Genomic DNA, 25645 nt, shown 5'->3' with positions numbered 1-25645 from the left:
TACGACGCGTAGTACGACGTTGTGCAGTAGGATGGGCCACATGGCACTCGGGGACCTCGAACGCGAGGTCATGACACAGCTGTGGGACTCGGCCGAGCCGCTGACCGTGCGGCAGGTGCACGAGGGGCTCAGCCGCGACCGCGACCTGGCCTACACGACCGTGATGACCGTGCTCGACCGGCTCGCCAAGAAGGGCGTCGTCGTGCAGCAGAAGGCCGACCGCGCCTACCGGTACACCCCGGCGCAGACCCGCGAGGAGATGACCGCGTCGGTCATGCTCGACGCGCTCACCGCCAGCCCCGACCAGGACGCCGCGCTCGCCTACTTCGTCGGTCAGCTCCCGGCGGATGCGCTGGCCGCCGCCATCGAGGCCGCATCCCGCCGGAGATGACCGCGCTCCTGCTCGGTGCGCTCGGCCTGACCCTCTCGCTGGTCGTGCCGGGCATTCTGGCGAATGCCCGCTGGCCCGACCGGGCGCCGGCCGCCGCCGTCCTGCTCTGGCAGGCGATCACCCTGGCCGGGGTGCTCTGCGCGCTCGGCGTCGTGCTCGCGGCCCCGGAGGAATTGACGCGTACGTCGGGGAAGCCCTTCGCCGCGGCCGCGCTCGTCGCCGCGCTCGTGGTCGCCGGGATCATCGTGCTGCGGCTGCTCTGGTCGCTCTACGGCGTCTCGAAACGGTCCCGGGTGCGCCGGGAGCGGCACCGGCTGCTCGTCGACCTGCTCGACCGGGTCGAACAGCGGCAGGAACTCGGCGCCGACAACGTGCGCGTGCTGCAGGGCGCACTGCCGCTGGCCTACTGCGTGCCCGGCCGCGAGGCCCGGGTCGTGCTCAGCGACGGGGTGCTGCAGGTCCTCGACCGGCCGGAGATCGACGCGGTGCTCGCCCACGAGCAGACCCACCTGCGGCACCGGCACGAGGTGGTGATGGAGTCGTTCACCGCGTTCTACCGGGCGGTGCCGCGTCCACTCCGTAGCCGGGCGCCGCTCGACGCCGTACACCTGCTGTTGGAGATGGTGGCCGACGATGCCGCGAGTCGCCGCACCGGGCCCGCGCCGCTGCGGGCCGCGCTGGAGCGGCTGAGCGACGCCGTCCCGCTCGCGGAGGACGTCGCGGCCGACCCGAAGGGTGATGCGCGGCGCCGGCGCCTGGCTCGGCTGGCGGTGTCGCACAACCGGTCCGTCACCCTCAACGCCGTCGTCGCGGCCGCCGCCCTCGGCCTGCTGGTATTACCCACCGTGATACTCGTGGTGCCGTGGCTGGGCGAGGCGCTGGATAAATGGCCGTTGAGATAACGCTTCGTGGTCGAGGGCCTGCAAGCAGTTTCCCTGTGGTGCCTCCTTCAGTTAACGACATGATCCGGAGTACGGTGGTCCCCGGTCTGGCAGCCCCCCATCGTCCAACCGGCCGATCTGACGGACCACCGCCCAATCGCCGTGTGGCGAACCGGGGACCCGAGCAGTTGGGGTGAAGCCGCGCAGTTCCGGCGGCCGGGCGCGCTTCCCGCCCGAACCCGTCAGCTAACCCGGTCGGCGGCCCGAGGGAAGAAAGGACTACGCACCTACGTGAAACGGATTGGGGCGCGACGCGCCGCAGTTCTGCGTGGACTCGTCTGCGTTGTCGCCGCGACCGGGGTCGTGGTGACCGGACCCTCAGTGGCGCAGGCAGCACCCTCCCCGGCCAGCGTCGAGGCCCAGATCGACAAGCAGTGGAACGAACTCGAGCCGGTGATCGAGCAGTACAACGACGTGCATGGCAAACTGCTCAAGAACCGGGCTCAGCAGAAGAAACTCGCCTCGCAGATCACCCCGCTGCAGGTGCAGGTCGACGTCGCACTGTCGCAGGTGCGGGGTCTGGCAACGGACGCGTACATGCAGGGTTCGCCGAACGCGCTCAACGCCATGATCATCACCGGGTCGCCCACCGGGCTGACCGCCAAGCTGACCTACCTCGATCAGCTGGCACGTCATCAGCAGGACCAGATCGCCGGCGTCGCGAAGCTTCGCGACAAGTACGCGAGTACCAAGTCGGACCTGGACGTGGTGACCCAATCGATCGCAGCACGCGACGCGGACCTGTCCAAGCGCAAGGCCGCGATCGAGAAGAAGATCAACGACCTGCAGAAACTGCGGATCCAGGCGTACGGGGCGGCCGGCGAGTCGGACGGCCCGTACAAGACCGGTCCGTGTCCCGTCACCTACTCCAACGACAAGGGTGGCCGTGCGGCGCAGCGGGCATGCGACCTCATCGGTAAGCCCTATGTCTTCGGAGCCAACGGCCCCAGCAGTTACGACTGCTCGGGCCTGACCCAGGCGGCGTGGGCCAGCGTGGGCGTCTCCCTCGAGCACTACACGAAAGACCAGTGGAACGAGGGCAGGGCGGTCTCCCGCAGCGAACTGAAACCGGGCGACCTGGTCTTCTACTATCCGGGCAGCCTCCATCACGTGGCCATCTACATCGGTGGCGGCATGGTGGTGCACGCGCCGCACACGGGCGACCATGTGCGGATGGCGACGATCGAGCGAGGACCGATCGCCGGATATCGGCGGCCGGGCTAGGGATTTTGGATGATGCGGGCCGCCGGTTTCCCGGCGGCCCGTTTTTTCAGCCCTCCACCCGGTGGCCGGCCCAGAACGACGTCAGGTTCGTCGTGGTGGCGGCCTGCGCGGCGGCCTTGAAGTCGGCGACCGTGGAAATCTTGTACCAGTGGCTCGCGGCGTACGATTTAAGCAGGTTTGTCATGGCCGTTGTGCCGATCAGGCGGCGCAGATCGTGCAGAGTGCACTTGCCGTAGCCGTAGATCACGGTGCTGTAGCGGCTCGCGTGCGCGTCCCAGTAGGCCATCGAGTTGGTCAGCTTCTCCGCCGACGACTGCCAGGTGATGCCGCACCCCGAACCGGTCTTGTTGAAGTACAGATCGGTCGCGTAATCGGTGAAGCCCTCGTCCAGCCACGGCGTCGTGTACTCGTCGTCGCCGACGATCCCGTAGAACCACTGGTGCGCCAGCTCGTGCGCCAGGGCGGTGGAGCTGACCACGTCGAGCACGAAGCCCGGGTACTCCATGCCGCCGAACCAGTAGCCGTTGTCCAGCACCACGTCGGCCTCGCCGTACGGGTAGGCGCCGAACCGGCCCGAGTGCGCGTCCAGCGCGGCCTTGGCCGTGCTCAGCATCGAGTTGGCGTTCGCCGTGCTGATCGAGCTCACCGAGTAGACGTTGACGGCCACGCCACCCGCGGTGGTCCCGGAGATCTTCCGGAACGGCCCGGCGGCCCAGGCGAACTCGCGCACCTGCTTCCCCACCGCCTTCGTGACCGTACGGCCGGTGCTGCCGGCCGTGTCGGGCGACGTGCCGGTGGCCGGCGCCGAGATCGTGCTCGGGTGATCGAGGCTCACGGTGTAGTCCGAGGCGAGCGCGTAGAAGCTTTCCCCGTTGTCGGTGTACGGGTCGAGGTGCCAGCCGGTGGCGTCGCGGACCGCGAGCACCGGGATCGCGTTGCCGATGTAGTAGTAGCCGCCGTTGTGGCCGAACCGGTCGATCCCCTCGGTCACGGTGATCGACACGTCGAAGCCGACGCTGCCGCTCGCGCCCTGGGCCAGCGGCGCCGGCAGGGTGATCTTCAGGGCGGTGCAGGCCACCTCGAGCGCGCCCGCGGTGCCACCGGTGACGTTGCTGACCTTGATCGGCAGGGTGCTGCAGGTGCCGTGCGCGTTGTCCCACAACCGCAGGTAGACCTCGGTCAGGGCGACCGCGGAGGCGTTGGTGAAGGTGACGCTCTCGTGCCCGGTCCAGACCCCGCCGGAGGCGTTGCTGGTCAGGCTGATCGTGTACGCCGGGGTGGCCGGAGTGCGGGTCGCGTCGGTCGCGGCTTGTGCCGCGCCGGCCGGAGTGCGGGTCGCGCCGGTGGCCGCTTGTGCCGGGGTGGCCGGCACTGCGATGGCTGCTTGTGCCGGGGTGGCCGGCGCGGCGGTGGCCGCTTGTGCCGGGGTGGCCGGCACGGCGATGCCCGCGACGATCGTGAGCAAAGCCGGGATGATGCGTCTAATCATTCGACGAGCTTGAATGTCTGCTTACATGCTGGGCAACGGAGGAAACCCTTGCCTGTGGTGTTCGTGCAGCTTGACCAGCAGTCGGGTCAGTTCGTCGCGCTCGGTCTCGTCCAGTGGTTCAAGCAGGGCATCCTGGATCGTCGCCACGGTCTTGGTGAGCTCTTTGGCGCGCTTGCGGCCGGCCGGGGTGATCGAGACGAGGTTCCGCCGCTTGTCGGTCTTGTCGAGACTTCTCATGACATAGCCGTTGGCCTGGAGCTCGTTGATGGTGGCGACGATGTCACTCGGGTAGATGCCGGTGCGGCGGCCGAGGTTGGCCTGGGTGGTCGGCCCGTCGACGTCGAGTGAGGTGAGCACGCGGTAGTGATAGCCGCGGGCGCCGGCCGCCGAGAAGCCGTCGCTGACGAGTCGACCGGCGTAGGCAGCATTCTGATTCAGCAGCCAACTCGGCAGGCGATCCATGAGCCCACCCTAACATTCGTCGCCCTAACGTTCGTCGCCCTAACGTTCGCGCCTCTAACGTTCGTCGCCATAGCGTCTGCGTGCTGGTTCTGGTCTGTCCGCCGCGCATCCCGCATGCCGAACTCGTGTCCCGCATGCTGGCGCCCGTCCCAAAATCGGGCCAACGCTCCCGATGGGTGGGCAAACGTGTCCACGAGTTGAACCGTCACCTGCTCGAAAACACTAGATATGGTGCATATCTCCCCGGCCGCGCTGGCTGGAGGCGCGATCTTGAAGAGTTGGCGTTCGCTCCTAACGGAAATTCTTCAAGTTCGGGCCCCCGCGCGCGTTCGGTGGCCCAGCCGCTCGCGCGTGCGGACACGGGTTGAGCTCGCTCTCGTTGCGACATCGACCCGAGCTGCAAGAAGTGCGGGGTGGGTCCCCGGGCAGGCTACACACGGCCGGGCCGCCTGGCTACAACGTTAGCGCCACTAACGTTTACGTCACTAACGTTTGTCGAACTAACGTTAGTCGCCCTAACGTTAGGGGCATGAACGAATTTGCGATCCGCGTACCGGAAGCTGACCTTGACGATCTGCGGGGCCGGCTTGCCCGCACCCGCTGGCCCGACGAACTCCCCGGGGCCGGCTGGGACTACGGCATCCCGCTAGCTCGCGTCCAGCACCTGGCGTCCGCCTGGGAAAACTACGACTGGCGCCGCCACGAGGCCCGCCTCAACGCGTACCCCCAGTTCACCACCACGATCGACGGCGAGAACGTCTGGTTCCTGCACGTCCGCTCATCCGACCCCGCTGCCCTCCCGCTGATCCTCACCCACGGCTGGCCCGGCTCGCCGGTCGAGTTCCTCGACCTGATTCCGCTGCTCACGCAGCATTTTCATCTGGTCATTCCGGCGATTCCCGGTTACAGCTTCTCCGGCCCCACCCGCTCCCGCGGGTGGGGCCAGCAGCGGGTGGCCGAGGCCTGGGCGACCCTCATGGCCCGTTTGGGGTACGCGAGGTACGGCGCCCAGGGCGGCGACTGGGGATCCGGCATCTCGCGTCTCCTGGCCGCGCACGCTCCCGGGCACGTCGTCGGCGTACACGTGAATTTCATGCCGACCGGCGGCGCGTACGACGGTCCGCTGAGCCCGTCCGACCGGGCCCGCCTGGAGAAGACGCGGGCCCTGGCGGCCAACCGGCACCCGCACCAGATTCTGTTCGCGGCGACGCCGCAGACCTTCGCCTACGCCCTGACCGATTCACCGGTGGGCCAGTTGGCGTTCCTCGCCGAAAAGTTCACCACCTGGGCCGATCCGTCGTTCGCCATCCCCGATGAGGCGATCCTCGACGATGTCATGCACTACTGGCTGACCCGTACGGCCGGGTCGTCGTCGCGGCTGGTCAAGGAGAGCGGGCTCGGCGCCGGCCCGATCCCGTGCCCGGTGCCGCTGGGTGTTGCCGTGCTGCCGCACGACATCGTGCAGCCGGTGCGGCCGTTGGTGGATCTGCGTCACGACGTACGCCGATGGTCGGAGTTTCCGCGCGGCGGCCATTTCGCCGCGCTGGAGGTCCCGGGGTTGCTCGCCGCGGACATCGTGGCTTTCTTCGGGGGCCTGTGACGGGGCCGGGATCTTGTCAGGGGGTGCGGGCATAATTCGGTGTCATGAGCGACTCGCCCCTGATCGACAGCCTGCTCTCGGCCGTCGAGGCCCGGCCGGATGATCTGCCGCTGCGCCTGCACCTCGCCGAGCTGCTGGTGGGGGCGGGGCGCGGGCCCGAGGCGATCGGGCACGCCGCTCAGGTGCTGGCCCGTGACCCGGCCAACGCGACCGCGCAGCGGTTGATGACGTCGGCGCTGGCCCCGGCGCCGACGGCGGAGAAACCCGACGAAAAGGTCGACTGGGCCGCCATGGAGCAGGATCTCGGTGACATCGTGCCGCCGCGGTTCGCCAAGGCGGCCGACGAGCCCGACCCGGTGCAGGGTCACGCCGACCGCACGTTCGACGTCGAGACCTCGACGATCACCCTGGCCGACGTGGGTGGCATGCAGGAGGTCAAGAAGCGTCTCGAGGTGTCGTTCCTCGGGCCGTTGAAAAACCCGAAACTGCGCAGCCTCTTCGGCAAGAGCCTGCGCGGCGGCCTTCTGCTGTACGGTCCGCCCGGTTGCGGCAAGACGTTCCTCGCCCGGGCGGTCGCGGGCGAGATGGGCGCCGCGTTCATCTCGCTGTCGATCACCGACGTGCTGAACATGTGGGTGGGCAGCTCCGAGCGCAACCTGCACGACCTGTTCGACTCGGCCCGCGGGCACGCGCCGTGCGTCCTGTTCCTCGACGAGATCGACGCGCTCGGCCACAAGCGCAGCCAGCTCAACTCGTCGTCCATGCGCACGGTGGTCAACCAGCTGCTCACCGAGCTCGACGGGGTCGACGGCAACAACGACGGCGTCTTCGTCCTGGCCGCCACCAACGCACCGTGGGACATCGACTCGGCCCTGCGCCGCCCCGGCCGGCTCGACCGCACCCTGCTGGTGCTCCCGCCGGACAGGGAGGCCCGCGCCGCGATCCTGGAGTACCACCTGCGCGACCGCCCGGTCGCCGGCATCGACCTCGGCAAGATCGCCGAGCTGACCGAGCACTACTCGGGGGCCGACCTGGCCCACGTGTGCGAGACGGCCGCCGAGTTCGCCATGCGCGACTCGATCGCCACCGGCGAGATCCGGATGATCGCCCAGGCCGACATGGTGGCCGCGGTCCGCGAGGTGCGCCCGTCCACCGACGCCTGGTTCGCCACGGCCCGCAACGTGGCGATGTTCGCCAACGAGTCGGGGGAGTACGACGACCTGGCCGCCTACCTGAAGAAGCGCAAGCGCTCTTGAACCCGGTCGACGAGGCCGCTCCCCGGCGGGCCGGCCGATGACGCTGGACGACGCCTACTGGCAGGCGCAGCGGCTTGCTCAGGTCGGCCGGTATGAGGAGGCCGAGCGGATCGCCCGCGGTGGCCTGGCCGCCGCCCCGCAGGACGGGCGGCTGCTGACGCTGCTCGCGTCGGTCCTGCGCCTGCGCCGGGAGTACGCGCCGGCCCTGGCCGCCGTGACCGCCGCGATCGAGGCGGCGCCGCACTCTTCCGACGCCCACGCCGAGCGGGCCGAATGCCTGCTCCTGCTGATTCGTTCGCGGGAGGCGGTCGAGGCCGCGTCCGAGGCGGTCCGGCTGGCGCCGCAGGATCCGGCCGGGCATCTCGTGCTGGCCCGCGCGCTGGCCTCGGCCCGCGACTACGAGCAGGCCCGGCGGGTCGCCGCGCGCGGCCTGTCGATGGCGCCGCGCTCGGTGGAGGCACTGCTGACGGTGGCCGACGTGGAACGCGACGCGGGCCACCGGGAGGCCGCCACGACCGCGGCCCAGGCCGCTCTGGCGATAGATCCGGAGAACGCGTACGGCCGTTGGCTCATCGCCATGCTCGACGCCGAACGCCTGAACGTGCGCCGGTCGATGCGCGGGCTGCGCGACGTCGCCCGGGACAACCCGGCCCGCCCCGACCTGATCTCGATGACCTGGCCGATCCGGGGCGTGCTCAGCGGCCTGCGGCGCGGCTTGGCCGTCGGCGCGCTGCTGGTCTGCGCGTGCCTGGTCACCGGGCACTGGTGGGCGCACGCGGTGACGTTCGCCCGCATCCTGTCCGTGGTTCTCGCCGCCGTCCTCACCGGTTTCGCGGCGCGGGTGCTGCTGCCGGCCGGCCGGTTGCCGTGGCGGTGCCTGCCGCTGCTGCCACCGCTGATGCGCCGCGCCAATATCGCGGGCCTCGCCGTGGTGGCTGTCGCGGTCGTGTTCCTGCTGGCCCATGCCGTCACCGGGTGGTGGGTGGGTGCGCTGGCCGCTCTGCTGCTCGCGCCGGTGCTGTGGGGGTTGAGCTGGCTGGAGCTGCTGGCCGCCGGCTTCGACGACCCCGGCTACCGGCAGGCGTTCCGCGACCTGGCCGGCGAGTTCCGCGACTGGTGGCGAACCACCAAGAAGGACCTCCGCGAGGCCTGGTCCGACACCCCCAAACCCCACTGATGTAACCGCTGACGCTGCCCGGCCAGGTGCGGAGCCGGGCAGCGCGATTCAGGTCAGCAGTTACGCAGTTCCGGGGACTGGTTGAGCAGCTGGCCGCGCGGCGACACGAACGCCTGGTAGCGGTCGCTGCCCACGGCGTTGAACGAGAACGCCGCCACCCGGTGGCAGTTCTGGAAGGCCAGCTTGGCGCCGAAGTGACGCTCGAGGCCGCCGCGGATCGCGTCGCTGGCCAGGGCGCGCAGCAGCTGGCCGCGCTCGGCCTCGCTCGGCGGGGGCACCTCGTGGTCGGCGAACTCGGCGCCGCCGGAGCGCAGGTCGGTCATCACCGTGCTGACGACCTCCCACGCGTACGGCAGGGACTCGCGCACGCAGGCCACGAACTCGGCGTCGGAGACGTCGCCGCGCTCGGCGATGGACAGCAGGTCGGGGGAGACGTTGAGCGACATGGGTTTCCTCTCAATTCAGTCATAAAGCCGTGCAGGAACCATCTTGTTGGAAACGATTCCCATTAGCAAGTAGCCGTCACTCATTCGGTAACCTGTCGTCACTGGAGCCGGAAGGCGGGTGGCCCGATGAGACCCGACGACACGACCGACCGGAAGACGACGGCGCTGAACTGGCCCGACTGCCGAAACGCCCGCGACCTGGGCGGACTCCCCACGGTGGACGGTGGGGTCACCCGCTCGGGGGTGCTCTTCCGCGCCGACGGCCTCTTCCGGCTGACCCCGGCCGGCATCGCGGCGATCCGGGCGGCCGGCATCACCCGCATCCTCGACCTGCGCTGGCCCTGGGAGTGCGAACGGCACCCGAGCCCGTTCGCCGGCGATCCGCTCTACCTGCACGTGCCGCTGCTCGAGGACGTGCTGTCCTACGATCCGCCGCACGACACGTACGGTCCGATGCTCGATCACAACGGTGACCGCATCGCCCGGGCCTTCTCCGCCCTGGCGACGGCGCCGCAGGGCGGCGGCGTCCTGATCCACTGCCACGGCGGCCGCGACCGCACCGGCGGCCTGATCGCGCTGGCGCTGGCCGTGGCCCGGGTGACCCCGGAGGCGATCGTCGCCGACTACGGCCGCAGCCCGGAGACGTCCCCGGCCGCGATGGCCCGCACGCTCACCCACGTCGACGTGCTCTACGGCGGCGCCGAGCCCTACCTGCGCCAGATCGGCGTGCCGGCCCGGGCTATCGAGGCGGTGCGCCGGCGCTTGCGCTCGTGACCTCCGGGAAGCGCTCCTCGATGCGGGCGAAGCGCCACACCAGCAGGGCCACCGCCCAGGTCGCCACGAACAGGCCGACGATCACGAAGCCGACGTAGTTGAGGTCGAGGCGGCCGATCGCGGCGAGCGGGCCGGAGGTGATGCCGAGCTTGTCGATGAGGATCGAGTCGAGTTCGATCGTGCCGATGACCAGGGCCACCGCGACCGAGAGGCCGGTGATGGTCAGGTTGTAGTAGACCTTGCGGACCGGCTTGGCGAAGGCCCAGCCGTACGCGTAGTTCATGAAGACGCCGTCGATGGTGTCGAGCAGGCTCATCCCGGCCGCGAACAGGATCGGCAGGGTCAGCACCGCGTACCAGGGCAGGGCGAACGCGGCCGCGCCGCCCGCCAGGACCAGCAGGGAGATCTCGGTGGCGGTGTCGAAGCCGAGGCCGAACAGCAGGCCGATGGGGTACATCTGCCACGGTCTGGTCACCGTGCCGGTGGCCCGGGACAGGATGCGGTTGAGGAAGCCGCGGTTGTTCAGGTGCTGCTCGAGCTGCGCCTCGTCGAAGTCGCCCTGGCGCATCCGGCGGAACACCTTCCAGATGCCGACCAGCAGCACCAGGTTGATGATCCCGATGATGTAGAGGAAGACCCCGGAGACACTGACGCCGATCACGCCGGTGATCTGCTGCAGCCGCGACGAGTCGCTCTCCACCTGGCCGGCCAGCGAGCGTACGCCCAGGCCGAGCAGCAGGCACAGCGCGAACACCACACTGGAATGGCCGAGCGAGAACCAGAAGCCGACGGACAGCGGACGGCGTTCGCCGCCCATCAGTTTGCGGGTGGTGTTGTCGATGGCGGCGATGTGGTCGGCGTCGAACGCGTGGCGCATGCCCAGGGTGTACGCCGTGACGCCCAGGCCGACGCCGTAGGCACCGGCCGCACCCACCTGGTAGTGCGCCGGGACGACCACCAGGAACAGCAGGCCGAAGCCGATCACGTGCAGGAGCAGCACGAACGCTGTCATTCCGCCCAGGCTTCGAACGTCTCTCACCGGTACCCCCACGTCAGCAGTCTTGCTGTTGCCATGATCTGGCAACAACCCGAGTGGCGCGGTTCACGCCGGCATGGGTTCGGCGCGGCGGCGGAGACGGATGGTTCAGTCCCGGCGACTCCACTGGACCGACAGGCCGGACAGGGTGCGCTCGATGCGGATCTCCATGACCGTGCCGAGGATGGTGGCCCGGTCGAAGACCAGGGGAGTGTCGTCGAGCCCGTAGGTGACCCGGTCGGAGACGAAGGCCGGCGTGCCGACCGGCTGCTTGAGCAGTTCGGCGGTGGCGTCGGTGAGCGCTCCCGGCTGCACCGTCTCGGCGGCCCGGTGCACCGCCACCCCGCGATCGGCGAGCGCCGCGTAGAGGGACGTGCCGCTGAGGTCGGCGCCGGACAGGCCGGTGTCGGCGATCCAGGACTCCTGGTGGACCGCGGGGCGGCCGGCCACCAACCGCAGCCGTTCCAGCCGCAGCGCCTGCGCGAGATCGCCGAGCCGGGCCGACACCCAGGCCGGCGGCTCGCGCAGGTCCTGGCCGAGGATCTGGGTGCTCACCGTCTGTCCCTGCGCCCGCAGGTCCTCGGCGAACCCGCGCAGCGAGTCCAGGCGGTACGCGGCCTTCGGTTCGGCCACGAACGTGCCCCGCCCGGCCTGCTGGGAGAGCAGCCCTTCGTCCTGCAGTTGCCGCAGCGCCTGCCGCAGGGTGGCCAGGGTGACCCCGTAGTCGGTGCAGAGCACCTTCTGCGGCGGCAGCGCTGAGCCGGGCGGCAACTCCCCGCCCCGGATCTTGGTGGCCAGGTCGGCGACGATGGACTGGTATTTCGGCGTGCGCGGCACGGTGGGCGGTTCCTCCAGGACGGCGGATCTGGCTCGCGGAGGTGGCGGTCCGCGAGCCAGAACCCTAGCCGAGCGCCGACCGCAACGCGGCGATGTCCACCGCCAGTTCGTCCGGTGTGGCACCGTCGAGAATCCTGCGCATCAGGGCCGCACCGACCACCACGCCGTCGGCGACCCGCCCGGCCGCGGCGGCCTGGGCCGGGCCCGAGATGCCGAAGCCGAGCAGCACCGGGAGGTCGCTGGCCGCCCTGACCCGCGCCGCGAGGACGCCGGCGGAGTCGGCGAGGCCGGCCCGTTCGCCGGTCGTGCCCATCACGCTGACCGCGTAGAGGTAGCCGCTCGCCCGCCGGGCGATCTCGGCCAGCCGCTCGTCGGTGGTGACCGGCGCGACCAGCAGGATCAGCGCGAGCCCGGCCTCGGCGGCGGCCAGTTCGACCTCGGCGACCTCGTCGACCGGCAGGTCGGAGACCAGCAGGCCGGCGACGCCGGCCTCGGCGAGGCGTGCGCAGAAGACTGTCGGTCCGGCCCGCATGACCAGATTGGCGTACGTCATGACGACCAGCGGGACGCCCACCGTGACCGCGGACAGGTCGGCCAGGATCGACGCCACCGTGGCGCCCCGGGCCAGGGCCCGGTCGGAGGCCTCCTGGATGGTGGGCCCGTCCAGCATCGGATCGGAGAACGGCAGCCCGATCTCGATCGCGTCCGCCCCGGCCGCCTCGGCGGCGAGCAGGTAGTCGGTCCAGCCGGCGGTGATCCCGCCGGTGACGTAGGGGACGAGTGCCTTGCGGCCGTGGACGACCCGGGGGAGCAGTGAGGTGGTCACGCCGTACCTCCGATCAGGGTGTGCATGTCCTTGTCGCCGCGGCCGGACAGCGTCAGCAGGACGGCGGAGCCGGCCGGCAGGTCGGCCGTGCCGGCCGCGCGCAGCACCCAGGCCACCGCGTGGGCCGACTCGAGGGCGCAGATGATGCCCTCGGTGCGGGCCAGCCGCCGTACCGCCGCGACCACCTCGTCGTCGGTGACCGTGCGGTACTCCGAGCGGCCGACCGCACCGAGGTAGGCGTGCTCTGGGCCGACGCCGGGGTAGTCCAGCCCGGCCGCGATCGACTCGGCCTCGGCCACCTGGCCCTCCTCGTCCTGCAGCACCATCGAGCGGGCGCCGTGGACCACTCCGGGAGCGCCGTTCGTCATCGCCGCGCCGCCGGCCGCCTCGACCCCGACCAGCCGGGCCGGCGTGTCGACGAAGCCGGCGAACGTGCCGGCCGCGTTGGAGCCGCCGCCCACGCAGGCCACCACCACGTCGGGCGTGACCGGCGCCTGCCGCCGGGCCTCGCTGCCGATCACCCGCTGAAATTCCCGGACCATCCAGGGGTACGGGTGGGGACCGCCGACCGAGCCGAGCAGGAAATGGGCCTGCTCGGTGTCGGCCACCCAGGCCCGCATGGCCTCGTTGGTGGCGTCCTTGAGGGTGCGGCTGCCGCTGGTCACCGGCACCACGGTGGCGCCGAGCATCTCCATCCGGTGGACGTTGAGCCGCTGCCGCTCCATGTCCCGGGTGCCCATGTAGACCGTCGCGGACAGGCCGAGCAGGGCGGCCGCGGTGGCGGTGGCGACGCCGTGCTGGCCGGCGCCGGTCTCGGCGATCAGCCGGGTGCGGCCCATCCGGCGGGCGAGGAGCCCCTGGCCGAGCACGTTGTTGATTTTGTGGCTGCCGGTGTGGGCGAGGTCCTCACGCTTGAGCCACAGCGAGATGCCCAGCTGAGCGCTCAGGTTCTGCGCCGGGGTGAGCGGAGTGGGCCGGCCGGCGTAGACGGCCAGCAGGTCGTCGAGCTCGTCCCGGAAGGTCTTGTCGGCCCAGGCGGCCCGGAACGCGGCGGCCACCGCCGCGCAGGCCGGTACCAGGGATTCGGGAACGCAACGCCCGCCGAAGTCGCCGAAGCGACCACCGGCGGGCTCGGTCATGAGGGACATAGCCGCCTCCAACAGTTATAGAACTCTCCGCCGCAGTGTTGCACATCGCGGCGGAGAGTTCTAGAACTTTGTTGCTAGGCGGCGGCCTCGTACAGCTTCTCCGGGGTGACGGCGCCGGCGAAGACCCGGCCGTCGTCGGTCACCAGCACGCTGAACAGGGTGCCGGCGAACAGGTTGCCCTTACCCCAGCTGCCGCTGACCTCCGGCAGCATCCCGACCAGGCCTGCGGCCTGCGAGGACTCGGCCGAACCGTCGGTCTTCGGCAGCTTCGCCGAGACGATCGTCGTCCAGCCCTTGCCGACCAGCTTCGGCTCCTCGGAGAGCTTCGGCTTCTCGGCGGCGGCCTTCTCGGCGGCGGCCTGGTGCTGCTTCTCGATGTCGGCGACGCTGCCCTCGGTCACCGTGGTGCCCGGCGGAGCCTTGAACACGAACTGCTCGTTGTCCGGCACCGCGAAACTGATCTGCTGGAACGCCACCCGCACGGCCGGGCTGGTCGCGTTCTTCGCGTAGACGTCCACCCGCAGCGGGATGTGCTTCTCGGCGTCGATGGCCAGTCGCACCTGGCCGATCAGCGATCCCGTGTCCTTCGGGCTCAGCACCAGCTCGTACGCGTCGCGCCCGGCCACCTTCGCCGCGCCCGTCGTGCTCACCGAGGTGGTCGGGTCGATCGCCGCGAGCGCGGCGTCGGCCGCCTCCTGCGGTGTCGACGGCACCTGGCTGAGCTGTTCGTGCTTGTCGGCGGCACCGGCCGGGATGGTCAGGTGGCTCGCCTTCTTCTCGGTGCTCTTCCACACGTAGACGTCCGAGCCGTTCCGGATCACGTCGGTTTCGCCCTGCGTGCCGATCAGCGCGATGCGCGCCTTGGTCTCACCCGCGTACCAGACCCGGGCGGTGTTGCTGCCGCCCAGCAGGGCGGTGAGATCGCCGCTGCTCTGGGCGAGGTTGCCGAGAGCACCGAGACCGAGGTCGGCGCTCTCCACGATGGTTCCGGACAAGCCGTCGACCTTGGCGTTCTGCACGTCGACGAGCAGCTGAGCCGCACTGCGCTCCGGCAGTGACGGGTCCGCGCTCGCGACGATCGTGCCTGCCGCCGCGCCGCCGCCGATGACGACGACCGCTGCGGCCGACGGAACCAGCCAGCGCAGAGCCGGCCTGGACCTGAACACGGACACGATGTCCACCTCCCGTTGTTCTCTGCCCATAACTGTGCGGCGTAGGCGCTGTGACAGCGCTGAGAGCTTCCCCTAAGGGTGGCACCCCGCATGTAAAGGTATGAGCGTGCGGTTGCTGGTGGTGGAGGATGAGGCGCGGCTGGCGTCGGCGTTGCAGCGCGGTCTGCAGGCCGAGGGCTTCGCGGTGGACGTGGCGGGCGACGGCCAGGACGGGCTCGAGATGGCCCGGCACGGCGGTTATGACGCGATGATCCTGGATGTGATGCTGCCCAGGCTGAGCGGTTACCGGATCGTCCGCCAGTTGCGGGCCGAACGGAACTGGGTGCCGGTGCTGATGCTCTCGGCCAAGGACGGTGAGTACGACCAGGCCGACGGCCTCGACTGCGGCGCCGACGACTACCTGACCAAGCCGTTCTCCTACATCGTGCTGCTGGCCCGGCTGCGTGCGCTGCTGCGCCGCGGCGCCCACGAGCGGCCGCCGATCCTCACCTTCGGCGAGATCGAGCTCGACCCGGCCGAGCGCCGGGTCATCGTCGCGGGCGAGGAGGTGGTGCTGACCACCCGGGAGTTCGCCCTGCTGGAATACCTGATCCGCCGCCCCGGCGAGGTGGTCAGCAAGATCGAGCTGCTCGACCACGTGTGGGACGCCGCGGTGGAGACCGCGCCGAACGCCGTCGAGGTCTACGTCGGCTACCTGCGTCGCAAGATCGGCCGCGACCGCCTGGAAACGGTGCGCGGCGCCGGTTACCGGCTGGCGAGCTAGTGCGCCGGCCCCGCGAGCTCAGCCTGCGGGCGCGCCTGTCCTGGCTGACCGTGGTGGTGGTGACCGCCGGCCTGGCCGCCGGCGGCATCCTGCTGATCGGGGTGCTCAACTTCGCGCTGCTGCGGGCGGTCAACGCCGAGGCCCTGGACACCGCGAACGGCGTCGCCAAGCTGGTCGACCAGCACCAGCTGGCCGACGTCATCTCGGTCAACCCGGCCATGCAGGTGCAGGTCATCGACGCGCAGGGCCGGGTCGTCGCGATCTCGGCGGGCGCCGACCCGATCGTCTCGATGCTGCACGACAACGAGTTGCACGGGATGGCCGACGGCGACGTCACCTCGATCCCCGGCCACCGGATCGGCCTGGACGGCGAGGCCCGGGTGGTGATGAAGACGGCCGGCCCGCCCACCGATCCGGTCCGGGTGCTGGTGGCCCGCTCGACCGACGACCTCAGCCAGGGCGTGCACATCCTGCGGATAACGCTCCTGATCGCGTTCCCGCTGCTGGTCGCGATGCTCGCGGTGATCATCTGGCGGATGCTGGGCGCCGCGCTGCGGCCGGTCGACGCGCTGCGGGCCGGCGCCGAGGAGATCACCGGCGGCACCCGCGCGGGCCGCCTGCCGCTGCCCGAGTCGCGCGACGAGGTCTACCGGCTCGCGGTGACGCTCAACGGCATGCTGCACCGGCTCGACGCGGCCCGGGCGCGGCAGCGGGCGTTCGTGGCGGACGCCGCGCACGAGCTGCGCAGCCCGCTCACCAACATGCGCACCGAGCTGGAGGTGGCCCAGCGCCTGCCGGACACCGACTGGCCGGCCCTCTCGGCCGACCTCCTCACCGACGTCGACCGCCTGAACCGCCTGGTCGACGACCTGCTGCTGCTGGCCCGCTCGGACGACGGCGCGCCGCCCGGCCGCTCACCCGCCGCCCGCCTGTCGGAGGTCGATCTCGGCGTGCTGGTCGCCGACGTGGCCTCCCGATATCCCCATGTCGGCTGCGACCGGACGGAAGTCATCGCGACCGTCGAGCCGGACGCGATCGGCCGGGTCGTCGCCAACCTGCTCGACAACGCCGAACGGCACGCCCGCGAGAAGATCACCGTCGAGGTGGCCGACGAGGGCAGGCAGGCCCGCATCACGGTCACCGACGACGGCCCCGGCATCCCCGCCGCCGACCGGGAACGCGTCTTCGACCGCTTCACCCGCCTCGACGACGCCCGCGCCCGCGACGCCGGCGGCTCCGGGCTCGGCCTGGCCATCGTCCGCGAGCTGGTCCGCCGCCACCACGGCACGGTCACGCTGGGCGACGCGGCCCCCGGTCTCCGCGTCGACGTACGCCTTCCGAGGTAACCCGGAACTTTTCGGCCACGAACACCGACCAACGGGTTGTGCCCGGCACCGGGCGACCACCCATCCGGAAGGTATCGACACCGATGTCCCTGCTCAAGCGCTCGGCCCTGGGAGCCGCTGTGGTCGGCGGCCTGACCCTCGCGCTGGCCGCCCCGGCCTCGGCGCACGTGACCGTGAACCCGAACACCGCCACGGCCGGCGGCTACACGAAGGTCACCTTCCGCGTCCCCAACGAGACGGACAACACGAACACCACCAAGGTCGAGATCAACCTGCCGGCCGACAAGCCGGTGGCGTCGGTGTCGCTGAAGCCGGTGCAGGGCTGGACCGCGGAGGCCGTCCGGTCGAAGCTGGCCACCCCGATCAAGGCCCACGACACCGAGATCACCGAGGCGGTCTCCAAGATCACCTGGACGGCCCAGCCCGGCTCGGAGATCAAACCCAGCCAGTTCCAGGAGTTCGACGTCTCGCTGGGCCCGCTCCCCGAGTCCGGCCAGCTGGTCTTCAAGGCGCTGCAGACCTACTCCGACGGCACCATCGTCCGCTGGATCGACGAGCCCACCACCGACGGCTCGGAGCCCGAGCACCCGGCCCCCGTGCTGAAACTGGCCGCCGCGACCGACACGCCCGCCGCCGCTGCTCCGGCCGCAGCCGCCCCCGCCGCCGCGGAGGAGAGCGACAGCGGCCCCGACGCGTTCGGCATCGCCGGCCTGGTCGCCGGCCTCCTGGCGCTGGTCCTGGCCCTGCTGGCCCTCCAGCGAGCCGGCCGCAAGCCGGCCGACGAGCCAACCCCCGCGTCGGAGACCAAGGTTTCCGCCTGACGCTCTCCCCGAAGTACGGGCAGCGAAAGGTCAACTGGCACCCAAGGCGGCCCGGGTGCAACCCCGGGCCGTTACGCCCCCTTTCGCGCAAGGAGCGAGGCTCAGCGTGGACCGCACAGGGTGCGCCGGACGGCTGGGCCGCGCGGCGTGGGCCGGGCAGGGTGGGCCGGTCAGGAGGCGTAGCGGCGTTCGGCTCGGGCTCGGGCCTTGGCTGCCTCTTCCTCCCGGTTTTTCGGCGCGGCGGTGGTGACCAGCTCGGCCAGCAGGGCGGTGGTCGCCGCCGCGACCGCTGCCACCGCCTGGTCGAAGGCCGCCTGGTTGGCCTGGGACGGGCGGGCGGCGCCGGCGACCTTCCGCACGTATTGCAGGGCGGCGGCGTGGATCTCCTCGGCGGTGGCCGGCGGTTCGAAGTTGTGCAGCTGGTGGATGTTGCGGCACATCGGGGCAGTCCTCCTCCGGGGTGGCTGAAGCTTGGCCCAACCTACGCCGGGCCTACGACATTTTTCGGCCGTGGCCGAAGCGTCCCGGGCCTACCGTTCGCCGCATGACCGATTTCCGCGCCCTGCATCGCCCCGGCACCCCGCTGCTGCTGCCCAACGCCTGGGACGTGGCTTCCGCCCTGGCGCTGGCCGAGGCCGGCTTCGCCGCGATCGGCACCACGAGCCTGGGCTTGGCGGCCGCGGCCGGTCTGCCGGACGGGGAGGGTTACGGCCGGGCCGAGACCCTGGCCCTGGTCCGAGCCCTGCGGGGCCGTCTCGGCGTTCCGCTGACCGTCGACATCGAGGCCGGTTTCGGTGGCGGCCCGGCCGAGGTGGCCGAGCTGGCCGCCGCCCTGGCCGACGCGGGCGCCGCCGGCATCAACATCGAGGACGGCCGGCCCGGCGGCACCCTCGCCCCGATCCAGGCGCAGGCCGAGCTGATCGCGGCCATCCGTGGCCGGGTCCCCACTCTGTTCATCAACGCCCGCACCGACACCCACTGGCTCCCGGCGCCCTCCTCAGCGGCGCCCGCCTCAGCGGCGCCCGCCTCAGCGGCGGCGGACCTGGGGGAGACGCTGGCTCGGGCGGAGGCTTATCTGGAGGCCGGCGCTGACGGGATCTTCGTGCCTGCGGTGGCGGACGACGAGGAGATTCGCGTTCTGGTGGGGGAGCTGGCCGTGCCGCTCAACGTGCTGCTGCTGCCGGGGATGAGCATGGCGCGGCTGGCCGGCCTCGGGGTGGCCCGGGTCAGTACCGGGTCGCTGCTGTTTCGCGCGGCCCTCGCGGCCGCGGTGGACACGGCCGGGGCGGTGGCCGCGGGTGGTCCGGCGCCGGCGGCGAGGCTCAGCTATGCGCGGGTCAACGCTTTGGCCGGAGCGAAATTACAGTAGAAGGCATGGTGCACTGGTACGAGTCGTCGCTCGACCGGCAGCTGCGGGAGGCCGCCGAGCAGGGCGAGTTCGACAATCTGAAGGGGCTCGGGAAACCGCTGCGGGACGCCGGGCGGGAGTACGAGGAGGACTGGTGGGTCAAGGACTGGCTGGAGCGTGAGGGTGCCACCGCGGGGGTCATTCCGCCGAGCCTGGCCCTGCGCCGCGACGTGGAGGACCTCGAGACCAAGGTCGACCGGCTGCGCACCGAGGGCGAGGTGCGTGACCACGTGGCCGAGCTGAACGAGCGGCTCCGTAAGGCACGGGTGGGCCTGATGGACGGCCCGCCCGTGGTGCTCCCGCCGCGTGACCCCGAGAAGGTGGTCGCCGGCTGGCGGGAGCGCCGGGCGAAGATCTAGCCCGCGACCTTCAGCGGGTCGCCGGTGAGCGTGTCACACCGTACATAAGCGAGTTTGATCTTTGCGTCGGTGAACCAGAGGATCGGCAACGTCAGCGGCGGCGGCGACTCCGGGGTGAAGGTGACCGGGATGAGGCCGAACAGGTTGCCCTTGAACTCCGGGGTGTAGAACTTCACCGTTCCGTCGGTGATCAGTTCCTTGCTGGTGATGACCGTCTTGCTGCCGTTGGGCTCGTTCATGGTCAGGGTGAACGGCTTGTTGACCGCCTTGTCCATGCTGAACTTGAGCGCCTTGAAGGTCTTGCCGTCGGTCTGCGGCATGTCGACGACGCCGTCGTAGGTCGAGTTGTACATGGTCAGCGAGTCGACCTCCATGAGGCCGGGTTCGCCGGCGACGTTCGGGATGTCGTCCGCGCCGGCCTTCAGGCCGTACTGGCGGGCGCCGAGGCAGGGGATCTCGCTGCCGCTCGCGGAGGGCAGCACCGACGCCGGCTTGGTGGTCTTGTCGTCGGCGGGCTCGGTGGTGGCCGCCGACGTCGTCTCGGGGGCGGTCGCGGTGGGATCCGGCGCCGCCGTCGTGGGGGCGGTGGTCGCCGGGGCGGTGGTGGTGGCTGACTCCGACGGGGACGGCGACTCGCTCGGGGTCGACGACTCCTCGCCGTTGATGCCGAGCAGGTTGCTGACGCCGTCGACGATGTCACCGATGCCGTCGATGATCGGGTTGCCGGTGCCGTCGTCGGCCGCCTCGTCCGTACCGGTGGCGGCGGTCGTGGTGGTGGCTGCGGCGGGGGTCGTCGTCTTCGGGGCGGCGGGTGCGGTGGTCTTCTTTTTCTTCGCCGCGGCCGCGGTCGTCGCGGCGGCGGTGGTGGTCGTGGTGGTGGTGGCCGCGGTGGACCGGGACGGCAGGCCCTCGGGGCACTCCTCGGCGCTGGCCGGCAGGGTGCTGCCGGCCACCAGGATGGTGGCGGTGACCGCCACCGGCACGAGCGCGAGCACCATGGCCTTCGGGTTGCGGCCCAGCCGGGCGAGGCCCTGCCGCGGGGCCGGGGCCGGTGCGGTGAAGGACTGGGTGGCCGGCCGGACCGGCTCGTGGTCATGCGGCGGCCGATCGTCGTGCCCGGCGATCTGGATCTGCTGGGTCTGCTCGATGTCCTCGCGGTCGCGGTCACCGAAGATGTCGTCACCGGCGTCGACGGGCTCGTCCTCGTCGTGGTCGCTGGGCTCATCGGTCGGCGGTTGATCCCCCAGTTCGGCGCCGGGCTTCGGGCGCGGCGGGCCCCAGGCGATCACCAGCGCGCCGCCGAGGATGCCGAGCAGCATGCCGATGAAGAAGCCGCCGAGGTTGAGGCCGAGGAAGGAGTAGAGCGCGGCCAGCAACGCGATGATGCCGTAGAACAGGCGCTGCGCCGGGGTGACCCAGATGAGGATGCCGCTGACCAGCAGGATGAGCGGGATCAGGTAGGAGAGGAAGCCCTGGGGCCCGAGGTGCACCTCGATCCCGTTGAGGGTGAGGTTGGCGCTCAGGTAGAGCTCGACCGCCGACAGGAGGAGGAACAGGCCACCCCAGAACGGGCGGTGCCGCCGCCACCGGCGGAACTTGCCCCAGAAGTTGTCGGTCGCCACGGGTCCTCCAGAAATTACGGGTAAAGGCGGAACATGAGTGGGGCTCGCGGGAGGATACCCGCGAGCCCCACCGCTAGGTCACTGCTGGTCGGCGAAGCACTCCTGGCCACCGGCCAGGTAAAGCTTCAAGCGCATGCCGGTGAGCTTGAAGGTGGACGCCGAGGTCGAGTACGCGACCTGCTTGAGACCGTCGATCGTGACGCTCTCCGCCTCCTGGCCGAAGGCCTTGGTGCCGGCCACGCCGTGCTCGGGGCCGGTGCGCCCGTCGCGGGTGAGGGTGGCCGCGTCGACGCCGATGTCGATGTTCTTGAACGTCGCGTCGCCGCTCAGTTCCGACATGCCGATGACCAGGTCGGAAGCCTCGACCGGCTTGGCCGGGTCCTTACCGGCCTCGATGCGAAGGACGAAGGTGCCGACCTTCACCGTCTGGCAGAGGTTGTAGATCTCCGCGGTCTTGATGCCCGACATCGCGGCCGGGATCTTGGTCTTCGGGTCGGCGGTGTCCAGAGCCCCGCTGTACTGCGTGAAGCCGTTGCCGACGAGCTTGTCGGCGGACAGCTTGAACTGGGTGCCCGACACCGAGAAGCTGGCGGCCAGCGCTCCGGACGCGACACCCGCGACCAGCGCTCCGGCGACAGCACCCGGGATGACGGCGGCAATGGCGAAACGGCGCCAGTTGGTGCGCCCCTCGCCCTGCGCGCTCAGCGCATCCTTCACGGATCCTCCTATTGATGAGACGGCTCTCGCAGGGCCCACCGCCATGGGTTTGCATCGACGGGTGACCCTGTCGATCAACCGTCAGCAGTGAATCCCGTCGATGCCGTCGTTTAACGTGCGGGAAATGTTGCCGCCCCAGGTCACGGACTACAAGTGGCAGAGCTACCAGTCAGTAACCCAAGTCACTGGATCTTGGTGACCCTGAGTGACGTTGCTCATCGCGGTGCCCGAAATTCCGTCCTTAATCTGGACAGATCAATGCCGGATGTCCGGTGTGATCGTCACCACGTGTATAGGCAGGGCTGAAGGTTACGGATCGGTAACGAAACCCAGCTGGATCTCAGAAAACGGTGGTACGGACTGAAGGACTCACGTCGAAAGGACCTTGCGGATGACCCAGCCCGAACCGAAGAGAAGGCGCGGCGGCGCCCTCGGCCGACTCGGCGGCGTGCTGCTGCTGATCGGTGTTCTCGTGGGGGTGGCGGCCGTCCCGACCGGCACGCTCGTCCTGGCCGGCACGAAATGGGCGGACAAGCAGAAGGACGAGCTGCCCACCCAGCTGCTCACGCCGGCCAGCGCCCAGGTCACCCGGGTCTACGCCAACGACGGCAAGACGCTGATCACGACGTTCTACGACGAGGACCGGCACGACGTGGCGCTCGGCCAGATCTCCACGGTCATGCAGAACGCCATGGTCGCGGCCGAGGACGTCCGGTTCTTCCAGCACGGCGGTGTCGACGTCAAGGGCGTCGCCCGGGCGCTGGTCAACGACGCCCGGGCCGGCACCGCCGAGCAGGGCGCCTCCACGCTGACCATGCAGTACGTGCGGAACGTGCTCAAGGAGGACCCGAGCCTGACGGCGGCCGAGCGGGCCGCCGCCACCGAGGACACCCCGGCCCGGAAGCTCAAGGAGATAAGCTACGCGATCGCCCTCGAGCAGAAGCTCTCCAAGCAGCAGATCCTGCAGAACTACCTGAACATCGTGTACTTCGGTGACGGCGCCTACGGCATCGAGGCGGCCAGCCGGCGCATCTTCGGCACCACCCCGGCCAAGCTCGACCTGGCCCAGGCCTCCCTGATCGCCGGCATCGCCCAGTCGCCGGACGCCTACAACCCGGTCGGCACCGGCTCACAGACCAAGGCCAAGGCCCGCCAGGAGTACGTCCTGAGCGCCATGGAGAAAGCCGGCATGATCACCGCCGCGCAGCACCGGGCGGCCGCCGCGGAGAAGCTGAAGTACTCCGGCAAGACCCAGCCCAACGGTTGCGTGGACGCGGCCGGCAAGACCAACGGCTGGGGCTTCTTCTGCGACTACGTGCAGCGCTGGTGGGACACCCAGACGCAGTTCGGCGCGACCAGCACCGAGCGGGACGCGGCCCTGCGCCGCGGCGGCTACACGATCGTCACCACCCTCGACCCGGACGTGCAGAAGACCGCCGCCGAGCAGTCCCGCGCCGTCTACGGCCTGAAGAGCAAGAAGACCCTGCCGATCGCGGTGGTCCAGCCCGGCACCGGCAAGGTGCTCGCGCTGGCCGTCAACCGGCACTACTCGACCGCGAAGGGCACCGAGAACACGGTGAACCCGCTGATCAGCGGCGGGACCGGGGTGACCGGCTACCCGGCCGGGTCGACCTTCAAGATGTTCACGATGCTGGCCGCCCTGGAGTCCGGGAAGACGCTGAACGAGGGCTTCGACTCGCCGGCGAAATATCCGACCGAGTGGCCGGATTCCGGGCCGGGCAACTGCAACGGCTACTACTGCCCGGGTAACGCCAACCCGAGCTGGATGGACGGCTACCGCACCATGTGGAACGCGTTCGGCCGCTCGGTGAACACCTACTTCGTGCACCTGGAGGAGGAGATCGGCCCGTCCGCGGTGGTCGCCGAGGCGAAGAAGCTGGGCATCAGCTTCGCCGCCAAGAGCGACGCTCAGATGGCCGCGACCAGCGCGGACTCGTGGGGCTCGTTCACCCTCGGGGTCATCGACACCACCCCGCTCGAGCTGGCCTCGGCGTACGCGACGGTGGCCTCGGAGGGCACCTACTGCTCGCCGCTGCCGGTCGACTCGATCACCGGCCCGGACGGCCGGAAGGTCACCGTGGCGAGCAACTGCAAGCAGGTCCTCGACCCCGACGTGGCCCGGGCCGCCACCGACGCGGCCCGCTGCCCGGTGGGCCAGCAGAGCAGCTACAGCAAGTGCGACGGCGGCACCGCCACCTCGGTCAACTCGATCTTCGGCGGCCGCCCGGTGGCCGGCAAGACCGGCAGCACCGAGGACAACACCACCGAGACGTTCGTCGGTTTCACCCGTAACGCGGTCGCGGCCGGCATCGCGGCCGACCCGGCGAACCCGTCGAACCGGGTGGGCAGCGCGGTCCAGGCGCAGGTGATCGTGTCGGTGGCGAAGGCCCTGCGCACGGCGTCCGGGGACGATTACGACGACTTCACGGCGCCGAGCACCCAGATCGCCTTCGGCGGCTGAAAACTCAGGATCGGGTGGTCACCTGCCGAATTTAGCGAGGTGACCACCCGCGAGCAGGAGCGCCTCGCCGCCCTGCACGAGTACCGCCTGCTCGACCTGCCGGCCGGGGACGAGCTCGAGGCGGTCGTCCGGGTGGCCGCGATGGTCGCCGGCGTACCCCACGCCACCCTCAACCTGATCGACGAGAACCGGCAGTGCCAGCTCACCTCGTTCGGTTTCGAGGGGAGCATCTCGGCGCGGTCCGACTCGATGTGCGCGGTGCACTTCGAGAAGGGTGACCTCGTCGTCCGCCGGGACGCCGCCGAGGACCCGATCTTCCGGATCAACCCGTGGGTCACCGGGGAGCTGGGCCGGGTGCGGTTCTACGCCTCGGTGCCGCTGGTCACGCCGCAGGGGTACGCCCTCGGCTCGCTCTGCGTCTTCGACACCGAGCCGGGAGACCTGACCGACGAGCAAGCGGCCCGGCTCAAGGACCTGGCCACGGTGATCCTGGCCCTGTTCGAGCGCCGCCGGCAGGCCCGGGTCAACGGCGAGCTCGCGGTGGAACTGGGCACCAAGCACTCCCAACTGGAACGCGCACACGCCGACCGGGCCGCCACGATCGTCGAGCTGCGCCGCTCCAACGCCGAACTCGAGCACTTCGCGGCCGTGGTCAGCCATGACCTGGCCGCCCCGCTCAGCGTGGTCGGCGGCTACCTGGAGGTGCTCGCCGACCGCAACGCCGCCGACCAGCAGGCGACCGGCTGGATCGGTGCGGCCGGGCGAGCGGTGGACCGGATGTCCGCCCTGATCACGTCGCTGCTGTCCTACGCGCAGGTCGGGAACGCGCCCTGCCGTTTCGAGGAGGCCCGCCTCGGCGACCTGGTCGATCTGGCCCTGTCCGACCTGGGCGCCCGGGTCGAGGGCGCCGCGGTGACGGTCAGCGGTGACCTGCCGGAGATCGGCTGCGATCCCACCCTGATCCGGCAGCTGCTGCAGAACCTGATCGGCAACTCGCTCAAGTACCGGCACCCGGACCGCCCCTGCCGGATCGCGATCGGCGCCCATCGCGAGGGCGCCGAGTGGGTGGTGTCGATCGCCGACAACGGCATCGGCATCCCGGCCGACCAGCGCACCCGGGTCTTCGACATGTTCACCCAGGTCGACCCGAAGGCCCGCACCGGGCACGGGGTCGGCCTGTCCACCTGCCAGCGGATCGTCGACCGGCACGGCGGGCGGATCGCCGTCGCCGGCACCCCGGGCGGCGGCACCACGGTCACCTTCACCCTGCCGGCCGCGGCTGCCGTTGCGGCGGGCCGTCGATGAACCACCGGACGTTCAACCTCAGGCGGCGCGTCGCGAGTGGGTT

The 25645-nt window shown here is 70.6% G+C and carries 25 protein-coding genes and 1 riboswitch; of the genes, 14 read left to right on the top strand and 11 right to left on the bottom strand.

The window, feature by feature from the left end:
• Positions 1-40 precede the first annotated feature (40 nt).
• From Ato02nite_RS25705 to Ato02nite_RS25695, 3 genes are all read left to right on the top strand, one after another.
• Positions 41-391 carry a BlaI/MecI/CopY family transcriptional regulator gene (locus Ato02nite_RS25705; protein WP_213009183.1) on the top strand — a complete coding sequence of 117 codons (351 nt, stop codon included), beginning with the start codon at positions 41-43 and terminating at the stop codon, positions 389-391.
• On the top strand, positions 388-1293 hold the full coding sequence (locus Ato02nite_RS25700) for a M56 family metallopeptidase (RefSeq protein WP_213009182.1): 906 nt from the start codon (positions 388-390) through the stop codon (positions 1291-1293). The genes Ato02nite_RS25705 and Ato02nite_RS25700 overlap by 4 nt, the downstream gene beginning before the upstream one ends.
• Positions 1294-1412: 119 nt before the next feature.
• Positions 1413-1549, top strand: a riboswitch (cyclic di-AMP (ydaO/yuaA leader).
• 14 nt (positions 1550-1563) lie between these two features.
• Positions 1564-2556: a C40 family peptidase gene (locus Ato02nite_RS25695; protein WP_213009181.1), complete on the top strand. Its 993-nt coding sequence runs from the start codon at positions 1564-1566 to the stop codon at positions 2554-2556.
• Positions 2557-2602: 46 nt separating this feature from the next.
• Here Ato02nite_RS25695 and Ato02nite_RS25690 read toward each other — a convergent pair whose 3' ends face one another.
• Both Ato02nite_RS25690 and Ato02nite_RS25685 read right to left on the bottom strand, forming a co-directional pair.
• Entirely contained in the window at positions 2603-4045 is a 1443-nt protein-coding gene (locus Ato02nite_RS25690) for a M1 family metallopeptidase (protein ID WP_213009180.1), read from the bottom strand.
• 21 nt (positions 4046-4066) lie between these two features.
• A complete protein-coding gene (locus Ato02nite_RS25685) occupies positions 4067-4507 on the bottom strand; it encodes a MarR family winged helix-turn-helix transcriptional regulator (RefSeq protein ID WP_213009179.1) in 441 nt (146 codons plus the stop codon).
• Between the two features lie 529 nt (positions 4508-5036).
• Between Ato02nite_RS25685 and Ato02nite_RS25680 the strand changes: the two genes are divergently transcribed.
• The 3 genes from Ato02nite_RS25680 to Ato02nite_RS25670 are packed head-to-tail and all read left to right on the top strand — an operon-like array spanning position 5037 to position 8540.
• Positions 5037-6107: an epoxide hydrolase family protein gene (locus Ato02nite_RS25680; RefSeq protein ID WP_213009178.1), complete on the top strand. Its 1071-nt coding sequence runs from the start codon at positions 5037-5039 to the stop codon at positions 6105-6107.
• A gap of 44 nt (positions 6108-6151) precedes the next feature.
• The gene (locus tag Ato02nite_RS25675) at positions 6152-7363 is read left to right on the top strand and encodes an AAA family ATPase (RefSeq protein ID WP_213009177.1); all 1212 of its coding nucleotides are present in this window, start codon (positions 6152-6154) and stop codon (positions 7361-7363) included.
• A gap of 37 nt (positions 7364-7400) precedes the next feature.
• Positions 7401-8540: a tetratricopeptide repeat protein gene (locus Ato02nite_RS25670; RefSeq protein WP_213009176.1), complete on the top strand. Its 1140-nt coding sequence runs from the start codon at positions 7401-7403 to the stop codon at positions 8538-8540.
• 53 nt (positions 8541-8593) lie between these two features.
• Here the strand turns inward: Ato02nite_RS25670 and Ato02nite_RS25665 are convergent, their stop codons facing one another.
• Entirely contained in the window at positions 8594-8986 is a 393-nt protein-coding gene (locus Ato02nite_RS25665; RefSeq protein ID WP_213009175.1) for an SCO5389 family protein, read from the bottom strand.
• Between the two features lie 126 nt (positions 8987-9112).
• Here Ato02nite_RS25665 and Ato02nite_RS25660 point away from each other — a divergent pair, with 126 nt between their 5' ends.
• The gene (locus Ato02nite_RS25660; protein WP_213009174.1) at positions 9113-9760 is read left to right on the top strand and encodes a tyrosine-protein phosphatase; all 648 of its coding nucleotides are present in this window, start codon (positions 9113-9115) and stop codon (positions 9758-9760) included.
• On the opposite strand, the gene nicT is transcribed toward Ato02nite_RS25660, so the two are convergent.
• The 5 genes from nicT to Ato02nite_RS25635 all read right to left on the bottom strand — a co-directional run bounded on the left by nicT (position 9726) and on the right by Ato02nite_RS25635 (position 14779).
• On the bottom strand, positions 9726-10799 hold the full coding sequence (nicT, locus tag Ato02nite_RS25655; RefSeq protein WP_498371286.1) for a Nickel transporter NicT: 1074 nt from the start codon (positions 10797-10799) through the stop codon (positions 9726-9728). The two genes, Ato02nite_RS25660 and nicT, sit on opposite strands and share 35 nt — an antisense overlap.
• 105 nt (positions 10800-10904) lie before the next feature.
• Complete coding sequence (locus Ato02nite_RS25650) at positions 10905-11633, bottom strand: GntR family transcriptional regulator (RefSeq protein ID WP_213009172.1); 729 nt, start codon at positions 11631-11633, stop codon at positions 10905-10907.
• Between the two features lie 64 nt (positions 11634-11697).
• Positions 11698-12459, bottom strand: a complete 762-nt coding sequence (trpA, locus tag Ato02nite_RS25645; protein WP_246607417.1) for a tryptophan synthase subunit alpha — start codon at positions 12457-12459, stop codon at positions 11698-11700.
• Entirely contained in the window at positions 12456-13607 is a 1152-nt protein-coding gene (gene trpB, locus Ato02nite_RS25640) for a tryptophan synthase subunit beta (RefSeq protein ID WP_213009171.1), read from the bottom strand. The genes trpA and trpB overlap by 4 nt, the downstream gene beginning before the upstream one ends.
• Positions 13608-13681: 74 nt before the next feature.
• Positions 13682-14779: a LolA family protein gene (locus Ato02nite_RS25635; RefSeq protein WP_213009170.1), complete on the bottom strand. Its 1098-nt coding sequence runs from the start codon at positions 14777-14779 to the stop codon at positions 13682-13684.
• Between the two features lie 106 nt (positions 14780-14885).
• Between Ato02nite_RS25635 and Ato02nite_RS25630 the strand changes: the two genes are divergently transcribed.
• The 3 genes from Ato02nite_RS25630 to Ato02nite_RS25620 all read left to right on the top strand — a co-directional run bounded on the left by Ato02nite_RS25630 (position 14886) and on the right by Ato02nite_RS25620 (position 17709).
• The gene (locus Ato02nite_RS25630) at positions 14886-15542 is read left to right on the top strand and encodes a response regulator transcription factor (RefSeq protein WP_213009169.1); all 657 of its coding nucleotides are present in this window, start codon (positions 14886-14888) and stop codon (positions 15540-15542) included.
• Positions 15542-16888: a sensor histidine kinase gene (locus tag Ato02nite_RS25625; RefSeq protein WP_213009168.1), complete on the top strand. Its 1347-nt coding sequence runs from the start codon at positions 15542-15544 to the stop codon at positions 16886-16888. Before Ato02nite_RS25630 ends, Ato02nite_RS25625 begins: the two co-directional genes overlap by 1 nt.
• Positions 16889-16971: 83 nt before the next feature.
• Complete coding sequence (locus tag Ato02nite_RS25620; RefSeq protein ID WP_213009167.1) at positions 16972-17709, top strand: YcnI family copper-binding membrane protein; 738 nt, start codon at positions 16972-16974, stop codon at positions 17707-17709.
• Positions 17710-17879: 170 nt separating this feature from the next.
• Here the strand turns inward: Ato02nite_RS25620 and Ato02nite_RS25615 are convergent, their stop codons facing one another.
• On the bottom strand, positions 17880-18149 hold the full coding sequence (locus Ato02nite_RS25615) for a DUF2277 domain-containing protein (RefSeq protein WP_213009166.1): 270 nt from the start codon (positions 18147-18149) through the stop codon (positions 17880-17882).
• 104 nt (positions 18150-18253) lie between these two features.
• Here Ato02nite_RS25615 and Ato02nite_RS25610 point away from each other — a divergent pair, with 104 nt between their 5' ends.
• Together Ato02nite_RS25610 and Ato02nite_RS25605 are read left to right on the top strand one after the other, a co-directional pair.
• A complete protein-coding gene (locus Ato02nite_RS25610; RefSeq protein WP_213009165.1) occupies positions 18254-19078 on the top strand; it encodes an isocitrate lyase/PEP mutase family protein in 825 nt (274 codons plus the stop codon).
• 5 nt (positions 19079-19083) lie between these two features.
• Positions 19084-19476 carry a DnaJ family domain-containing protein gene (locus tag Ato02nite_RS25605; protein WP_213009164.1) on the top strand — a complete coding sequence of 131 codons (393 nt, stop codon included), beginning with the start codon at positions 19084-19086 and terminating at the stop codon, positions 19474-19476.
• Here the strand turns inward: Ato02nite_RS25605 and Ato02nite_RS52590 are convergent.
• Both Ato02nite_RS52590 and Ato02nite_RS25595 read right to left on the bottom strand, forming a co-directional pair.
• Positions 19473-21098 carry a DUF6114 domain-containing protein gene (locus Ato02nite_RS52590; protein WP_213009163.1) on the bottom strand — a complete coding sequence of 542 codons (1626 nt, stop codon included), beginning with the start codon at positions 21096-21098 and terminating at the stop codon, positions 19473-19475. The genes Ato02nite_RS25605 and Ato02nite_RS52590 overlap by 4 nt on opposite strands.
• A 78-nt stretch (positions 21099-21176) precedes the next feature.
• A complete protein-coding gene (locus Ato02nite_RS25595; protein ID WP_213009162.1) occupies positions 21177-21815 on the bottom strand; it encodes a DUF6230 family protein in 639 nt (212 codons plus the stop codon).
• 391 nt (positions 21816-22206) lie between these two features.
• Here Ato02nite_RS25595 and Ato02nite_RS25590 point away from each other — a divergent pair, with 391 nt between their 5' ends.
• Positions 22207-24297 (top strand): transglycosylase domain-containing protein, encoded by a 2091-nt coding sequence (locus tag Ato02nite_RS25590; protein WP_213009161.1) that lies wholly within the window; start codon positions 22207-22209, stop codon positions 24295-24297.
• 39 nt (positions 24298-24336) lie between these two features.
• On the top strand, positions 24337-25602 hold the full coding sequence (locus Ato02nite_RS25585; RefSeq protein ID WP_246607416.1) for a sensor histidine kinase: 1266 nt from the start codon (positions 24337-24339) through the stop codon (positions 25600-25602).
• The last annotated feature ends 43 nt before the right edge of the window (positions 25603-25645 follow it).

This window comes from Paractinoplanes toevensis (assembly GCF_018332695.1).
Taxonomy (GTDB): Bacteria; Actinomycetota; Actinomycetes; order Mycobacteriales; family Micromonosporaceae; genus Actinoplanes; species Actinoplanes toevensis.
The sequence above is the reverse complement of the archived record's forward strand: the minus strand, read 5'-3'. Positions and strand labels throughout refer to the sequence as shown.

Bases quoted from the DNA above. Each gene is read 5' to 3' on its own strand.
- Ato02nite_RS25705 (WP_213009183.1), top strand. From the start codon at position 41: ATGGCACTCGGGGACCTCGAACGCGAGGTCATGACACAGCTGTGGGAC.
- Ato02nite_RS25700 (WP_213009182.1), top strand. From the start codon at position 388: ATGACCGCGCTCCTGCTCGGTGCGCTCGGCCTGACCCTCTCGCTGGTC.
- Ato02nite_RS25690 (WP_213009180.1), bottom strand. From the start codon at position 4,045: ATGATTAGACGCATCATCCCGGCTTTGCTCACGATCGTCGCGGGCATC.
- Ato02nite_RS25685 (WP_213009179.1), bottom strand. From the start codon at position 4,507: ATGGATCGCCTGCCGAGTTGGCTGCTGAATCAGAATGCTGCCTACGCC.
- Ato02nite_RS25680 (WP_213009178.1), top strand. From the start codon at position 5,037: ATGAACGAATTTGCGATCCGCGTACCGGAAGCTGACCTTGACGATCTG.
- Ato02nite_RS25675 (WP_213009177.1), top strand. From the start codon at position 6,152: ATGAGCGACTCGCCCCTGATCGACAGCCTGCTCTCGGCCGTCGAGGCC.
- Ato02nite_RS25670 (WP_213009176.1), top strand. From the start codon at position 7,401: ATGACGCTGGACGACGCCTACTGGCAGGCGCAGCGGCTTGCTCAGGTC.
- Ato02nite_RS25665 (WP_213009175.1), bottom strand. From the start codon at position 8,986: ATGTCGCTCAACGTCTCCCCCGACCTGCTGTCCATCGCCGAGCGCGGC.
- Ato02nite_RS25660 (WP_213009174.1), top strand. From the start codon at position 9,113: ATGAGACCCGACGACACGACCGACCGGAAGACGACGGCGCTGAACTGG.
- trpB (WP_213009171.1), bottom strand. From the start codon at position 13,607: ATGTCCCTCATGACCGAGCCCGCCGGTGGTCGCTTCGGCGACTTCGGC.
- Ato02nite_RS25620 (WP_213009167.1), top strand. From the start codon at position 16,972: ATGTCCCTGCTCAAGCGCTCGGCCCTGGGAGCCGCTGTGGTCGGCGGC.
- Ato02nite_RS25615 (WP_213009166.1), bottom strand. From the start codon at position 18,149: ATGTGCCGCAACATCCACCAGCTGCACAACTTCGAACCGCCGGCCACC.
- Ato02nite_RS25610 (WP_213009165.1), top strand. From the start codon at position 18,254: ATGACCGATTTCCGCGCCCTGCATCGCCCCGGCACCCCGCTGCTGCTG.
- Ato02nite_RS25605 (WP_213009164.1), top strand. From the start codon at position 19,084: ATGGTGCACTGGTACGAGTCGTCGCTCGACCGGCAGCTGCGGGAGGCC.
- Ato02nite_RS25590 (WP_213009161.1), top strand. From the start codon at position 22,207: ATGACCCAGCCCGAACCGAAGAGAAGGCGCGGCGGCGCCCTCGGCCGA.